The sequence below is a fragment of the Phenylobacterium sp. genome, from assembly GCF_041919955.1.
GTDB lineage: Bacteria > Pseudomonadota > Alphaproteobacteria > Caulobacterales > Caulobacteraceae > Phenylobacterium.
The window spans coordinates 69,044-83,743 of record NZ_JAYRSU010000010.1 but is presented as its reverse complement, the minus strand read 5'-3'; the positions used below and the strand labels follow the sequence as shown (position 1 = coordinate 83,743).

The following is a 14,700-nucleotide window of genomic DNA, read 5'->3' as shown; positions in this document are numbered from 1 at the left end:
TGCGTGGCGCTAACCTATTCGCCCCGGTCGGATTTGGAAGCGTACTTCTTCTGGCGGAAAGCCGAGCCTGGCTATTCGGCGGCCACCGCACGGGGGGCCGCCAGCAGCGGCTCCAGGATCTCACCGGCCAGCCAGCGCACCACCGGGGCGGCCACGCCATCGCCGATGACGTGCAGCGCGCCGGTCGCCGCCTTTGGCAGGCGATAGCCGTCGGGCAGGCCCATCAGCCTCGCGCCCTCGCGCGCCGAGATCAGGCGCGAGCGCACCTGACCGTTCTCGACCACCACCAGCGTCTGGCGCGAAGAGCCGCCGCGCGGGGTGCGCAAGCATCCGGCCAGGCCATCGAACCGCACCTCGGCCCGCTGCACGCGCACGCCGTCCTCGATCCGCATCCGGCGGAACACCGCTCCAACCTTGCGCCCCCCCGCCGCCTTGGCCGCTTCGATGCGGGCCAGGTGCTGGGGCGCCATCAGCGCCAGCAGGGCGCGGGTGCGGTCCTCGCCATGCCAGGTGACGGCGGCGTCCGGCTCCAGCAGGCTGGCGAGGTCGGTGTTGCGGATCGGCGGCGCCTCTCCGCGCCACCACACCCAGCGGGCGGCGAGGTCGGCGGGCAGGCGCTCGCGCGCTTGACGCACGGCGCGGGTGTGGAAGGGGCTGGCGCCGACCAGGCCCGGGGCCGGCGGCTGGCGACTGGCCACCACGAACACCCGCGGCCGGGACTGCGGGACGAAATGCGCCGCATCGATCTCCAGCGCGCCGAAGACGTAGCCCTCGTCCGCCAGGGCCCGGCAGAGGGCCGTGAAGTCGGCGCCGCCGTGCGAGGTGAGCAGGCCGACCACGTTCTCGATCACCACGATGCGCGGCGCGGCCGGGCCCAGGGCCTGGATCAACCGCCAGAACCCGAAGAAGGCCGAGGAGCGGCCGCCCGCGAGGCCGGCCCGGCTTCCCGCGAGGCTGAAATCCTGGCAGGGCGAGGAAGCCCAGGCGAGGTCGGCGCGCGGCGGCAGGCGCGAGGGCTCCACCGCCCACACGTCGCCCTCGTGCAGGTGCTCGCCGGCGTCAGCGAAATTGGCGCGATAGGTCGCCGCCTTCAACGGATCGAAGTCGTTGGCGAAGGCGCAGGACCAAGCTTCGCCCAATCCGATGCGGGCCATCCCGCCGCCGGCGAAAAACTCGTAAAAGGTGCGGGCCCGACTCATGGCGCGGCAAGTCTACCCGCCGCGCGAAAGGACGCCATCATGAGACCTGCGCTCTTCGCCGCACTCGCCCTCGGACTGGCCGGATGCCAGGCCCGCGAGGCGCATGACGACCCGCCCCCGCCGCCCGAAACAGTCGGCGAGTTTGACGCACGCGGCGACGACTGGACCGTGCAGATCCGACGCGCCCAGATCACGCTGGAACGCAAGGGCGAACCGGCGCTTGTCGTCGCCAATCCCGGCCGCATCGGCGAGGACGATCAAGGCGTCTGGTCGACCAGCGCCGGCGAGACGCCCTTCATCGTCACCCTGGTCGACGAGGGCGAGTGCCGGGACGGAACCACCGACCTGCTCTATCCGTATGTGGCCGTGGTCACGCTCGGAGAGACGACCCTGCGTGGCTGCGCGGCCAGGCTGGCCGCCCCGGCCGACACCCGATAGCGGAGAGACGAAGATGCGCGCACTGATCCCCGCGGCCGCCGCCCTGGCGCTCGCCGCCTGCCAGCCCCAGGCGCCTGACGGTTCGGTGGCCCAGCCGCCGGCCGACGCGCCGCCGGCCGCAGAACAGCCCGCCGCGCCGCCTCCCGCGCCAGCGATCCCCGCGGCCTTCCAGGGCGACATCGACGCCCACGGGACCGAGCCGTTCTGGGCGGTCGAGATCCGCGCGACCCAGATCAGCTTCAAGACGCCCGACGCCAGCATCGTCTTCCCGGCCAATACGGTGACGATCGCCGGCGGCGCGGCGGTGTGGGAAAGCAAGGCCGGCGACAAGCCGATCAAGATCACCCTGCATGAGCGGGCTGGCTGCTCCGACGGCATGTCGGACCTGAAGTACCCGCTGGCCGCCGAGGTCGCCCTGGGCGGAACCACCTACAAGGGCTGTGCGTCGAAGACGGCGGAGAAGCCGAAGGAAGGCGGCTGACCCTTCCGTAGGGGCGCCCTTGACCTCGCCGCGCCAAGGAGCGGCTAATCCTTCCTGAACAACCGGGAGGACGCCATGGAACGGGCCTATGACCTGGTGATCCGCGGTGGAACGCTGGCGGATGGATCAGGCGCCCCGCCTTTCGAGGCCGACGTCGCGGTCAAGGACGGCAGGATCGCTGCGGTCGGCAAGGTCGATGAGCATGACGCCGAGGAGATCGACGCCCGCGGCAAGCTGGTGACGCCGGGCTTCGTCGATATCCACACCCATTACGACGGCCAGGCGACTTGGGACGCGCACATGCAACCCTCGTCCTGGCACGGTGTCACCACCGTGGTGATGGGCAATTGCGGCGTCGGCTTCGCGCCCTGCCGCCCACAGGACCACGACAGGCTGGTTCGGCTGATGGAGGGGGTCGAGGACATCCCCTTCCCGGTGCTCAGCGAAGGCCTGCCCTGGAACTGGGAGAGCTTTCCCGACTATCTCGACAGCCTGGCCGGGCGGGCCTTCGACGTCGACATCGGCGCCCAACTGCCGCACGCGGCCCTGCGGGTGTTCGTGATGGGCGAGCGCGGCGCCAACCGCGAGCCGGCCAGCGCCGAGGACATCGCCGCCATGGCCGCCATCGCCAAGGGGGCGGTCGAGGCGGGCGCCCTGGGCTTTTCCACCTCGCGCACGCTGAACCACCGGACCAGCGACGGCCAGCCGACCCCGACCCTGACGGCTTCGGAAGACGAGCTGACCGGCATCGCCATGGGCTTGGCGGCCGCCGGCAAGGGCGCGCTGCAGTTCGTCTCCGACTTCGCCGACCCGGAGGCCGAGTTCGCCATGCTGCGGCGGATCGTAGAGCGCTCGCGCCGCCCCCTCTCCTTTTCGCTGGTGCAGAGTCCCATCCAGCCCAACCAGTGGCGGCTGCTGCTGGAGCGGTTGGGGCAGGCCGCCCAGGCGGGCCTGCCAATGAAGGCGCAGGTGTGCGGGCGGCCGGTCGGGGTGCTGTTCGGGCTGGAGCTTACGCTCAACCCCTTCAGCCATCATCCGGCCTACCGCGAGATCGCCGCGGAGCCCTTGGCCCGGCGGGTGGCGGCCCTGCGCAACCCCGATTTCCGCGCCCGGCTGCTGGCCGACAGCGGCGAAGCGGCGCCCGCCTTCGCCGCCAACATGACCCGCAACTGGAAGGTCATGTTCCTGATGGGCGAGAACCCCGACTACGAGCAGACGCCGGACCGCACCGTGCTGGCCCTCGCCAACGCCCGTGGGATGGATCCGGCCGAACTGGCCCTCGACCACATGCTCGCGAACGAGGGGCGCGGCATGCTCTACCTGCCGTTCCTCAACTACGCGGACGGCAGCCTCGATCCGTCCCACGCCATGCTGAGCGACCCCAACACCGTGCCGGGCCTGTCGGACGGCGGCGCCCATGTGGGCATGATCTGCGACGGCTCGTTCCCGACCTCGAACCTGACCCACTGGACACGCGACCGCACCCGGGGCGCGCGGCTGCCGCTGGAAGCCATGGTGCGGATGCAGAGCCGCGACACCGCCCTGACCCTGGGCCTTCTCGACCGCGGCCTGGTCGCACCGGGCTATCGCGCCGACCTCAACGTCATCGACTACGACCGCCTGTCGCTGCGCGCCCCGAGCGTCGCCTACGACCTGCCGGCCGGCGGGCGACGTCTGATCCAGCGGGCGGAGGGGTATGTGGCGACCCTGGTCGCCGGCGAGGTCACCTATCGCGACGGCCAACCCACCGGCGCCCTACCCGGCCGCCTGCTGCGCGGGGCCCAGGCCGCCCCTGCGGCGATGGCGGCGGAATAGACCACCGGGCGGTCACTCCGCGGGGACGGGTTCGGCGCGCCCGGCGTCGACCCGCGCCTGGCGCAGGACGCGCTGACCCAAGGCGACGATCGACAAGGCCGAGCTCGCCGCGACCACCGACACCCAGAAACCGCTGCGGGGGCCGAAGGCGTCGACGACCAGGCCGGAGACGAAGGCCCCCAAGGCCATGCCTATGCCGATGCCGGTCATCACCCAGGTCACCCCCTCGGTCAGCACCTCCGGGGGCACGCGCCGCTCAATCAGGCCAAAGGCGGTGATGAAGGTCGGCGAGATCGCCACGCCGCTGAGGAAGATCGCGCCGGCCAGGAAGGGCACGCTGCCCGCCAGCAGCAGCGGCAAGGTAGTCAGCAGGACGACGCCGAGCGCGGCCAGCAGTTGACGCTGCAGGGGAACCTTCAGGTTCAGGGCTCCGATGATCAGGCCGACAATGAAGGAGCCGAGGGCGTAGACGCCGATCACCAGGCTGGCGGCGTCCGGTTGGCCCAGCTCCCGCGTGAGGGCGACGGTGCTGACCTCGGCGGTGGCGAAGATCGCGCCGACGAAGATCAAGGCGGCGGTGATGATCTGGACCGGCCGCAGGGCGATGGCCGACGTACGCACCCGGCTGGCCGTCGCCCGGACCTTCGGCTCGGTGCGGCGCTGAAGCACGAATGCGGTCATGCCGGCGGCCAGGAAAATGGTGGAGGCGAGAAGCCCAGCTTCGGGGAAGACCGCCACGCTGAGGCCGACCGAGAGCGAAGCCCCGGCGATGTAGACCAGTTCGTCGGCGACGGACTCGAAGGCGAAGGCGGTGTTCAGCTCGGGCCGGTCGCGGAAGATCTCGGTCCAGCGCGCACGCACCATGGCCGGGATGCTGGGCATGGCCGCCGCGAGGAACGCGGATGCGAACAGGGTCCAGGTCGGCCAGTCCAGGCGGGAAGCGAGGATCAGGGCGCTGAAGGCCAGCACGGAGACCGCTGCAGTCGGCGCCAGCAGCCGGGCCTGACCGAAGCGGTCGACGAGGCGGGATATCTGCGGCGCGGCGAAAGCGTTGGTGAGCGTAAAGACGGCGGCGACAGCCCCCGCAAGCCAGTACGCGCCGAGGGCCTGGGACAGCATGGCGACGATGCCGATAGGGGCCATCGCGATCGGTAGCCGAGCCACGAAGCCGGCGGCGGCGAAGCCCTTGGTTCCGGGAGCCCGGAAAATCTCGCGATAGGGATTTGGCATGGCCCTGGCCTTTCGATGGTGGCGGCGCATGTCCCGAGGGTCTACATACGCAGCGTATGTTAGCGAGGTGGTTACATACGTCTCGTATGTCAACTGCCCGCGGTCACTTTTCGTCCGGAGCCCAGATGCCGCGAAGATCGCGCCCAGAGATGATCGCCGAAACCCGCGCCAAGCTGATCGCCGCAGGACGAAAGGCGTTTGGCGAGCGGGGCTACGCCGCCGCTTCGATGGACGACTTCACGGCCGAGGCCGGACTCACGCGTGGCGCGCTCTACCACCACTTCGGCGACAAGAAGGGCCTGCTGGAGGCTGTGGTTCGCCAGATCGACGCGGAGATGGCCGAACGGCTGAAGGCGATCTCCGTCGCCGCCGCCACCCCCTGGGAGGGCTTCGTGCTGGAGAATGTCGGATACGTGGAGATGGCGCTGGAACCGGAGATTCAGCGGATCCTGCTGCGCGACGGTCCGGCCGTCCTCGGCGATCCCTCACGCTGGCCCAGCGCCGACGGCTGCATCGCGGCGATCCGGGCCAATCTGCAGCAGCTGCAGGCGGATGGCGTGGTCAGGGACGACATTGACGCCGACGTCGCCGCGCGGCTGGTCTCCGGCGCCTCGACCGACGCTGCGCTGTGGATCGCCAACGCCCCTGACGCCGCCTCGGCGTCCCGCAAGGCGGTTCCGGCCTTCCGAGCCTTGATGGAGGGGCTGCTGCGCCGGCCCCAGGCGGGCGCCGAATAGCCGGTCAGGGCGCGAGGCGGCCCGGTGAAGCGTCCGGCGCGACGCCTTTCCCCATGGCCCTGACCGCCGACGCAGGCCATAAGCGGGGGATGGCCGCCTCCCTCGCGCCCTTGCCTTCATTCGACGACGCGCCGGACCTGGACAGGGCGCGCGAGGTCCTGCGCCGCACCTTCGGCCATGCGGACTTCCGCGGCCGCCAGGCCGAGGTGATCGCCGAAATCCTGGCCGGGCGCAGCGCCATGGCCGTGCTGCCGACCGGCGGCGGCAAGAGCGTCTGCTACCAGATCCCCGCCATGCTGCGGCCCGGCCTCGGCCTGGTGGTCTCGCCGCTGATCGCACTGATGACCGACCAGGTGGCCGGCCTGCAACAACTGGGCGTCGCCGCCGCCAAGCTCGATTCCACCGGCGATCCGGCCGAGCGCGCCCAGACCTGGGAGAAGATCGAGCGCGGCGAGCTGGATCTGCTCTACGTCTCGCCCGAAGGCCTGATGCAGCCCTGGATGCTGGAGCGGCTGTCACAGGTCTCGCTGGCGCTGATCGCCATCGACGAGGCCCACTGCGTCAGTCAGTGGGGACACGACTTCCGGCCCGAATACCGGATGCTGGGACGCCTGGCCGACATCTTCCCGGGCGTGCCGCGTCTAGCGGTCACCGCCACCGCCGACACCCGCACGCGCGAGGACATCCGCGCCGAACTGCGCTTGCAGGACAGTTGCGAGTTCGTCGCCAGCTTTGCGCGGCCCGAACTGGCGCTCAGCGCCGAGCGCAAGCGTGGCGGCGGCCATAAGCGGGTGCTGGAGCTGGTCGCGGCGCGGCCGGGCCGCTCGGGCGTGGTCTATGCCGGCTCGCGCGACGGAGTGGACAAGCTGGCCCAGGCCCTGCGCGACGAGGGGGCGCCGGCCCTGGCCTATCATGCCGGGCTCGACAAGGCTGTGCGGGCCGAACGGCTGGAGAAGTTCCTCGAGGCCGACGAGGCGGTGATGGTCGCGACCATCGCCTTCGGCATGGGGGTCGACAAGCCCGACGTCCGCTATGTGATCCACGCCGATCCGCCGGCCTCCGTCGAAGCCTATTGGCAGGAGATCGGCCGCGCCGGCCGCGACGGCGACCCCGCCGAGGGCATCACTCTCTACGGCTCGGCCGACATGGCCTGGGCGCTGCGCCGGCTCGACAGCCGCGACGTCGACGACGGCGTCAAGCAGGTCCAGGCCCGCAAGGTGCGCCAGCTCTACGCCATGCTCGACGGCACGGCCTGCCGCGCCGCCGCCGTACGCCGCTATTTCGGCGAGGAGGGCGTTCAGGCCTGCGGCCAGTGCGACGCTTGCCTGGGCGAGGTGGAGACCATTGACGCCAGCCGACCCGCCCAGATGGCGCTGTCGGCCGTGCATCGCCTGGGCGGCCGCTACGGCCGCGGACGCATCGTCGATCACCTGCTGGGCAAGACCAAGGATCCCTCGGACTTCGAGGCCGCGCTCACCACCTTCGGCATCGGCGGCGAACTGAGCGCCGTCGCCTGGCGTGACCTGATCGACCAGCTGCTGTTCGACGGGCTGCTGAGAGAGGATCCCAACGACGGACGCCCGCTGATCGGCCTGGGCGACGGCGAGGGCGTGAAGGCGGTCTATCGCGGCGAGCGGCCGGTGTCGCTGCGCAAGCCAGCCGAGCCGACCCCGGCCTCGCGTTCGCGCAGCACGCGCCGAAAGGGCGGGCGCGACGCCGCCGCCGCGCCGGTCGGGCCGCACGACCTGCCGACCTTCGAGGCTCTGCGCGCTTGGCGGCGCGACGAGGCCGCGCGCCAGCACGTGCCGCCCTATGTCATCTTCCACGACCGCACCCTGGCTGAGATCGCCACCCGCAAGCCATCCGGCCTGCGCGATCTGGCGGCCCTCTCGGGCGTCGGCGAGGGCAAGCTGGAGCGCTACGGCGTCGCCGTACTGCAGGTGCTGCGCGCAATGGACGCCTGAGGCGTCAGACCTGGTGGAACGAGTAGGCGACCGACATCTTCTTGTCGGCGTGTTCCCTCTGGTCCAGACCGCAGTGGAACATCCCCCGGTCGCCGTTGACCCAGACCTTTTCGACGGTGAAGGCGCAGTCGTTCAGCATCTTTTCGCAGCACAGCGGGTTCGGAGACAGAAATTGGTGTAGTCGCCATTGTCGCTGACGCCCGGCCGGTACTCGGCGAAAGGCTCGTCCTCGTGCTTGCGGCTGACCGCGGTCTCCAGGATGAAGCGGCCCTTGACCAGCGGCCGCAGCCCCCACAGCCCGCGGAGCATGTCCGGCAGGTGGTAGAGAACGCCAAGGCAAATCACCAGGTCGAACGGTTCCAGGCCGAGAGAGCCGATGTTGTAGATGTTGGCGTTGATGAAGTTGAACGAACGGCCCGAGAGACGCTCCATCGTGCCGAAGCCGTAGAAGTCCTTGGCCGCGTAGTCGACCGCGGTCACCTCCGCGCCGCGCGCGGTCATCATCTTGGTGAAGTAGCCGTCGGCCGGGCCGATCTCCAGCACGCGCAAACCGGTCATGTCGGCCGGCAGGTCCAGGCGCTCCAGGGTGCCGGACGGATCATAGACGCCGGGGGTGACGACGCCCGGAAAGATCTCGAAGCGGTGATACCAACAGGGCCGCTCGGCGACGATCTGCTCGGCTTCGACGGGGGTCATGTGCGCCTCGGTCTCCAAATCACCACGCGCTCGCGGCGACGCAACCATGCCTAAAGCCGGATCAAAGACAACAACTCAAGATTGGATTTGGCGGCGAGACGGTTAACGGCCGCTAAAGGCTCGCCTCCCTATCGTCGGCCACCTCTTCAGACATCGACCCGATCGCCAGGAACGACAATGACCGCCACGTCCCTAGACCCGAAGTCCGCCTGGTCGGGCGAGTTCGGCGACGACTACGCCGGACGCAATGTCGCCTCGGAGCAAGCCCTGCGCGAGCGCACGGCCATGTGGGCCCGAGTCGGCCAGGCGTTCATGGGCGACCCGCCCCGCTCGATCCTGGAGGTCGGCTGCAACATCGGGATCAATCTGCGCGCGCTGCCGCGGCTGTTCGACGCCGAGCTCTATGCGATCGAGCCCAACGCCACGGCGCGCGAGCGGGTGCTGGCCGACAAGGTGCTGCCGCCCGAGCGGCTGTTCGCGGGGTTCGGAGAAGAGCTGCCCCTGCCCGACGGCGCCGTGGAGATGGCCTTCACCTCGGGCGTGCTGATCCATATCGAGCCCGAGCGCCTGGGCGCGACCATGGACGAAGTCCATCGCGTCTCGTCGAAATACGTACTCTGCTCGGAGTACTTCTCGCCACGCCCCGAGACCATCACCTATCGCGGCCATGAAGGGCTGCTGTTCAAGAACGACTTCGGCGGCCTCTACATGGACCGCTTCCCCGACCTGGAGTTGGTCGACTACGGCTTCTTCTGGAAACGCGCCACCGGTCTGGACGACCCGACCTGGTGGCTGTTCCGCAAAAAGGCCGGCTGACGTCGTCAGCCCAGCTCCAGCCCTTCCAGTTCGCCGGCCGCGCGCCAACGCTCAAGCACCTTGACGAAGGCGACCGGCCCCTTGCCGTACGAGCCGTTGCGGGCGGCCAGCGCCGAGGGCTTGCCCTCGTTGTTGTAATAGCCGGGGGTGCATTCCTCGGCGAACTTGGCGCGCTGCAGGGCTGAGGAGACGATTTCCTCCACCCAGGCCTCTTCGGCCGCCTTCGAGGCCTCAACCACGCTCACGCCGCGCTCCTCGCAGGTCTGGAGGATGTAGGCGATGTGCTTGGCCTGCTCGTTGATCATGTGCGGGAAGTTCACCGTGAACCCGGACTGGGCGTTGCTCATGATGAAGCAGTTGGGGAAGTCACGGCTGTGCAGGCCGTGCAGGGTGGAGACGCCGTCTTCCCATTTCTGCGTCAGGGTCAGGCCGCCGCGCCCCTCGATCTCATAGCCCGCGCGGCGGGCGTACGAGGTGCCCACCTCGAAGCCGGTGGCGAAGATCAGGCAGTCCAGCTCGTACTCAACGCCATCGACCACGACGCCCTTTTCCGTAATCGCCTCCACTCCGCGGCCTTGCGTGTCCACCAGCGTGACGTTCGGCCGATTGAAGGTGTCGAGGTACCCGTCGTGGAAACAGGGGCGCTTGCAGAACTGGTTGTAATAGGGCTTCAGCGCCTCGGCGGTCGCGGCGTCTGAGATCACCGCATCAACGCGCGCGCGGATCTGCTCCATCTTCTGGAAATCGGCGAGTTGGACCAAGGCCGCCGGATCCTGCACCCCCTCGCCCGCCGCCTTGTTGCGCGCGATCATGCCGAGGTTGCGGATGATGTCGGTCCAACCGTCGGCGACCAGGTCTTCTTCGGCGAAGCCGCCGCTCACCAGGATGTTGAAGTTGTCCATCCGCGCCTGCTGCCAGCCAGGCTGAAGGCTCGAAGCCCATTCCGGGTCGGTGGGGCGGTTGTTGCGCACGTCGATCGAGGACGGGGTGCGCTGGAAGACGAACAGCTCCTTGGCGCCCTGGCCCAGGTGCGGCACGCACTGCACAGCCGTCGCCCCGGTGCCGATGATCCCGACCCGCTTGTCGGCGAGGCCGGTGAGGCCGCCGTTCGAGTCGCCACCGGTGTAGTCGTAGTCCCAGCGGCTGGTGTGGAAGGTGTGGCCCTTGAAACTCTCCACGCCCGGAATGCCAGGCAGCTTGGGCCGGTGCAGCGGGCCGTTGGCCATGCAGACGAACCGCGCCTTCATGGCGTCGCCGCGGTTGGTCGAGACGATCCAGCGGCGCGCCGCTTCATCCCACTTCAGGCCGGTGACCTCGGTCTGCATGCAGGCGTTGGAGTAGAGGTCATACTGCCGGGCGATGGCGCGGCAGTGAGCGAGGATCTCGGGCGCGCGGGTGTACTTCTCGACCGGCATGTAGCCGGTCTCCTCAAGCAGCGGCAGGTAGACGTAGCTTTCGACGTCGCAGGCCGCGCCGGGATAGCGGTTCCAGTACCAGGTGCCGCCGAAGTCACCGCCCTTCTCGATGACACGGATGTCCTTGATCCCGGCTTCGCGCAGGCGCGCGCCGGTGAGCAGCCCGCCAAAGCCGCCGCCGATCACCACCACCTCGACCTCGTCGGTCAGCGGCGCGCGAGTGAAACCCGGCTCGACATAGGGATCTTCGAGGTAGTGGGCGAACTGGCCCTTCATCTCGACATACTGCTCGTTGCCGTCGACGCGCAGCCGCTTGTCGCGCTCGGCACGGTACTTTTCGCGAAGCTTGTCGGGATCGAAACCCAGTCCGACCGCCGCCGCCGGCTCAGCCGAGTCCGCCATGTCTACCTCCCGAAACATACCGTTTTATCTAAAATGGCCCGGTATCCCCGCGGAAGGCAACAGCGATCTCCATAGTGTCGCAGTGACGATAATTCATTGCGAATAATTCGCATTCGCCTATAGAGCCGATCTCTCTTCGAGTTTCGGGGTACAGATGGCGATAGGGTTCGGCGGCGCGCGGGCGTGCAGAGTTTGGCTGGCGGCAGGCGCGAGCCTGGCGACCATGGCGGCGGCGAGCGCAAGCACGGCCCAGACCGCCGCCCTGGCCGGCGGCCCGACCGAGGTGTCCGAACTGGTCATCACCGCCGCGCGCACCGCCCTGCCGGCCAGCGCCCTGCCGCTGACCGTCAACATCGTCGACGCCGAGGACCTGGCCCAGCAGGTGGCCATCAGCGGCTCGATCGTGGATGCGGTCTCGAACCTGTCGCCGTCCTTCTCGCCCACGCGCCAGAAGCTGTCGGGCTCGGGGGAGTCGCTGCGCGGCCGCTCACCGCTGTTCGCCATCAACGGCATCCCGCAGTCCACTCCGATCCGCGACGGCTCGCGCGATGGCTACACCATCGACCCGTTCTTCATCGAGCGGGTGGAGCTGATCTACGGCTCCAACGCCCTGCAGGGCATCGGCGCGACCGGCGGGGTGGTCAACCAGGTGACGGTCGGCCCACCCAAGGCCGATGGCGTTTCCGGCAAGGTCCTGGCCCAGGTCAGCGGCGATGGCGGCCTGCACGGCGACGGCCTGGGCTGGAAAGCGGCAGGTCTGGCCGCCTGGCGTGGCGGGGCTTTCGACGCCACGCTGGGGCTCGCCTACGAGGCGCGCGGCGCCTTCTACGACGGCTGGGGCCGCCGGGTCGGGGTCGACACCACCCAGGGCGAGATCCAAGATTCAAAGAGCACCTCGGTGTTCGCCCGCTTCGGCTGGCAGATCGACGAGAGCCTGCGCGTCGACTTGATCGCCAACCGCTTCGAGCTAAAGGGCGACGGCGACTATGTCGCTCTGGCCGGCGACCGGACCAGGAATCGCCCGGCCAGCAGCGTGCGCGGCCCCGTCGAGGGTCGCACGGCCGCCAATCGCGTCGAGACCCTGTCGCTGTCGGTCACCGACGACGACCTGCTCGGCGGACGCCTGACCGGCCAGGCCTTCTACAACCGCTCGCGCGACACCTTCGGCGGCGACCGCAGCGCCACCTTCCAGGACGTGCGCCTGGCCCCCATCGGCACGCTGTTCGACCAATCGTCGAACCAGTCGAAGAAGCTCGGCGCGCGGATCAGCTACGAGCGCGAGATCCCGTTCGTGCCCGGCCTGACCGGCACGCTGGGCTTCGACGCCATGAAGGACCGCACGGCCCAGACCCTGATCCAGACCGGCCGTGTCTGGGTGCCGCCGACCGAGTTCCAGAGCCTGGCGCCGTTCGTCCAGGCCAACCTGGCCCTGTTCGACGACCGCCTGCACCTGGCCGGCGGCGTGCGGCGCGAGTCGGTCACCCTGACCGTCGGCGACTATACGACGCTCGCCGCCTATGGCTCCCGCGCGGTGGGCGGCGGCGAGCCGAGCTTCGACGCCAATCTGGTCAACGGCGGGATCGTGCTGGCCCCGATCGAGGGCCTGCGCCTCTACGCCAGCTACGCCGAAGGCTACACCGTGCCCGACGTCGGCCGCATCCTGCGGGCCGTGAACCGCAACGGGGTCGACGTCGACAGCTTCCTCGACATCAGCCCGGTGGTCTCGGACAACCAGGAGATCGGCGCGGAGTGGAAGCACGGGCCGATCGAGGCCACCGCCGCCTATTTCTGGTCCAAGTCCAAGCTCGGCCAGCTTCTGGTGCTGAACCCGGCCACGGCCGTCTATGACGTGCAGCGCCAGCGGGTCGAGATCGAGGGACTGGAGTTGAACGTCACCGCCCGCACGCCTGTGCCCGGCGTCAGCGTCTCGGCCGGCTACGCCAAGCTGAAGGGGCGCGCCGACAGCAACGGGGACGGCAGCGTGGACATCGACCTGGACGGCGCGAACATCTCGCCCGACCGCATCAATTTCGCCCTGACCTATCAGGAGGGTCCACTGGCCGCGCGCCTGCAGGTTCAATCCTATCTGGAGCGCAGCTTCGAGGGCGCCGACCCGCGCAACAGCTTCGAGGGCTACACCCTGGTCGACGCCTCCGTGCGCTATCAGGCGAGCTTCGCCGACATTTTCTTCAGCGTGCAGAACCTGATGGACGAGGCCTATGTGAGCTACGCCTCCGACACCGGCAACGCGACCGACAACCTGCGCTATTTCGCCGGCCGTGGCCGGGCCTTCACCCTCGGGCTCGAGCGGAAGTTCTGATGGGCCTGCTGCGCGTCCTGCACCGCTGGGCCGGGGGCCTGGTCGGCCTCTTCCTGGCGGTGCTGGGCCTGAGCGGCGCCCTGCTGGTCCACAAGGACGACTTCCTGCGCGCGACCCTGCCGCACGCGGCCGACGCCCAGCGCCAGGACGTGGCCAGCATCGCCCGCGCCGTCGAGACGATCTTCGCCCTGCCCGCCCCGCCGCGCTCGATCATCTTGGCCGGCGAGCGGATGGGCCTGCACCGGCTGAACTACGGCAAGGACGCCCCGGGCGGCGCCTATGCCGACCAGGCTGGCGAGATCGTCGTCGCCTGGTCGTCCAAGTGGGAGCGGCCGGAGGTCTGGCTGTTCGACCTGCACCACTACCTGCTCAGCGGCGATCCCGGCGCGATCGCGGCCGGGGTTTTCGCCATGGCGGGACTGGTGTTCGTGATCACCGGCGTCATCCTCTGGTGGTCGGCGCGGCGGCTGTTCGCCTTCCGCCTCTGGCCGGCGAATCTGTCTCGCAACGCCGTTGTCCGCCAGCACCGCGACCTGGGCGTCATCGCCGCCCCGATCCTGTTTCTCTCGATGCTGACCGGCGCGATGATGACCCTGCCGGCCGTCGAGGACCTACTGCTGGCGCCCGTCTCGCGGCCGGCCGAGATGACCGCCGCCCAGAAGCCGCCGGAAGCCAAGGGCGGACCGCTGACGGCCGGCCTCGACTGGGCTGCACTGCTCGGCAAGGCCCGCGCGCTCTATCCGGACGCGGAGATCCGCACCATCGGCCTGCCCGGCAAGCCAGGCGGGCTGATCACCGTGCGCCTGCGCCAGCATGCCGAATGGCTGCCGAACGGCCGCACCATGCTATGGTTCGATCCGGCCACCGGCGCCCTGGTCGAGCATCGCGACGCCCAGGCCCTGCCGCTGGGGCTGCGCATCGCCAACCTCGAGTATCCGCTGCACGCGGCCAAGGTCGGCGGCCTGCCCTACCGTCTGGTGATGACCGCCTCGGGGCTGTCGCTCGCCTTGCTCGGCTCGCTGGCGGTCTGGACGTTCTGGGCCAATCCCAAGACCCAGAAGCGCCGCCGGCGCGGCCCGGGCCGGACCGTCCCGGCCGTCGATGGCGCAATCAGCTCATAATCGCTCAAAATCGATCTCGATTTCATCCGGCGCTCGTGTAGCATCCCGCACTCGCATCGCAGGGAG

Annotated in this window: 13 protein-coding genes; 8 read left to right on the top strand and 5 right to left on the bottom strand. The window is 69.5% G+C overall.

Translation table 11 applies throughout. The annotated features are described in order from the left end of the window. Positions 1 to 71 precede the first annotated feature (71 nt). A complete protein-coding gene (locus tag ACE3T2_RS10570) occupies positions 72 to 1,199 on the bottom strand; it encodes a DNA cytosine methyltransferase (protein WP_374657087.1) in 1,128 nt (375 codons plus the stop codon). Positions 1,200 to 1,238: 39 nt separating this feature from the next. Between ACE3T2_RS10570 and ACE3T2_RS10565 the strand changes: the two genes are divergently transcribed. The 3 genes from ACE3T2_RS10565 to ACE3T2_RS10555 all read left to right on the top strand — a co-directional run bounded on the left by ACE3T2_RS10565 (position 1,239) and on the right by ACE3T2_RS10555 (position 3,933). Beyond that, positions 1,239 to 1,637 (top strand): hypothetical protein, encoded by a 399-nt coding sequence (locus ACE3T2_RS10565; protein WP_374657086.1) that lies wholly within the window; start codon positions 1,239 to 1,241, stop codon positions 1,635 to 1,637. Between the two features lie 13 nt (positions 1,638 to 1,650). Next, positions 1,651 to 2,118, top strand: a complete 468-nt coding sequence (locus ACE3T2_RS10560) for a COG3650 family protein (RefSeq protein ID WP_374657085.1) — start codon at positions 1,651 to 1,653, stop codon at positions 2,116 to 2,118. A gap of 75 nt (positions 2,119 to 2,193) precedes the next feature. After that, positions 2,194 to 3,933: an amidohydrolase family protein gene (locus tag ACE3T2_RS10555; protein WP_374657084.1), complete on the top strand. Its 1,740-nt coding sequence runs from the start codon at positions 2,194 to 2,196 to the stop codon at positions 3,931 to 3,933. A gap of 12 nt (positions 3,934 to 3,945) precedes the next feature. On the opposite strand, the gene ACE3T2_RS10550 is transcribed toward ACE3T2_RS10555, so the two are convergent. Continuing rightward, the gene (locus ACE3T2_RS10550; RefSeq protein WP_374657083.1) at positions 3,946 to 5,163 is read right to left on the bottom strand and encodes an MFS transporter; all 1,218 of its coding nucleotides are present in this window, start codon (positions 5,161 to 5,163) and stop codon (positions 3,946 to 3,948) included. Between the two features lie 125 nt (positions 5,164 to 5,288). Between ACE3T2_RS10550 and ACE3T2_RS10545 the strand changes: the two genes are divergently transcribed. Both ACE3T2_RS10545 and recQ read left to right on the top strand, forming a co-directional pair. Then, positions 5,289 to 5,900: a TetR/AcrR family transcriptional regulator gene (locus tag ACE3T2_RS10545; RefSeq protein WP_374657082.1), complete on the top strand. Its 612-nt coding sequence runs from the start codon at positions 5,289 to 5,291 to the stop codon at positions 5,898 to 5,900. An 89-nt stretch (positions 5,901 to 5,989) separates the two neighbouring features. Beyond that, positions 5,990 to 7,864, top strand: coding sequence for a DNA helicase RecQ (gene recQ / locus ACE3T2_RS10540; protein ID WP_374657081.1), 1,875 nt, complete (start codon positions 5,990 to 5,992; stop codon positions 7,862 to 7,864). A gap of 4 nt (positions 7,865 to 7,868) precedes the next feature. Here recQ and ACE3T2_RS10535 read toward each other — a convergent pair whose 3' ends face one another. Both ACE3T2_RS10535 and ACE3T2_RS10530 read right to left on the bottom strand, forming a co-directional pair. Further along, positions 7,869 to 8,003 carry a hypothetical protein gene (locus ACE3T2_RS10535; RefSeq protein WP_374657080.1) on the bottom strand — a complete coding sequence of 45 codons (135 nt, stop codon included), beginning with the start codon at positions 8,001 to 8,003 and terminating at the stop codon, positions 7,869 to 7,871. Next, the gene (locus ACE3T2_RS10530) at positions 7,997 to 8,560 is read right to left on the bottom strand and encodes a class I SAM-dependent methyltransferase (RefSeq protein ID WP_374657079.1); all 564 of its coding nucleotides are present in this window, start codon (positions 8,558 to 8,560) and stop codon (positions 7,997 to 7,999) included. Before ACE3T2_RS10530 ends, ACE3T2_RS10535 begins: the two co-directional genes overlap by 7 nt. Before the next feature lie 177 nt (positions 8,561 to 8,737). Between ACE3T2_RS10530 and ACE3T2_RS10525 the strand changes: the two genes are divergently transcribed. Next, positions 8,738 to 9,376 carry a pseudaminic acid biosynthesis-associated methylase gene (locus tag ACE3T2_RS10525; protein WP_374657078.1) on the top strand — a complete coding sequence of 213 codons (639 nt, stop codon included), beginning with the start codon at positions 8,738 to 8,740 and terminating at the stop codon, positions 9,374 to 9,376. A 5-nt stretch (positions 9,377 to 9,381) separates the two neighbouring features. Here the strand turns inward: ACE3T2_RS10525 and ACE3T2_RS10520 are convergent, their stop codons facing one another. Then, positions 9,382 to 11,193: a flavin-containing monooxygenase gene (locus ACE3T2_RS10520; protein WP_374657077.1), complete on the bottom strand. Its 1,812-nt coding sequence runs from the start codon at positions 11,191 to 11,193 to the stop codon at positions 9,382 to 9,384. A 154-nt stretch (positions 11,194 to 11,347) separates the two neighbouring features. Between ACE3T2_RS10520 and ACE3T2_RS10515 the strand changes: the two genes are divergently transcribed. Both ACE3T2_RS10515 and ACE3T2_RS10510 read left to right on the top strand, forming a co-directional pair. Continuing rightward, positions 11,348 to 13,513: a TonB-dependent receptor gene (locus tag ACE3T2_RS10515; RefSeq protein WP_374657076.1), complete on the top strand. Its 2,166-nt coding sequence runs from the start codon at positions 11,348 to 11,350 to the stop codon at positions 13,511 to 13,513. Then, on the top strand, positions 13,513 to 14,634 hold the full coding sequence (locus ACE3T2_RS10510) for a PepSY-associated TM helix domain-containing protein (RefSeq protein WP_374657075.1): 1,122 nt from the start codon (positions 13,513 to 13,515) through the stop codon (positions 14,632 to 14,634). Before ACE3T2_RS10515 ends, ACE3T2_RS10510 begins: the two co-directional genes overlap by 1 nt. Positions 14,635 to 14,700 lie beyond the last annotated feature (66 nt).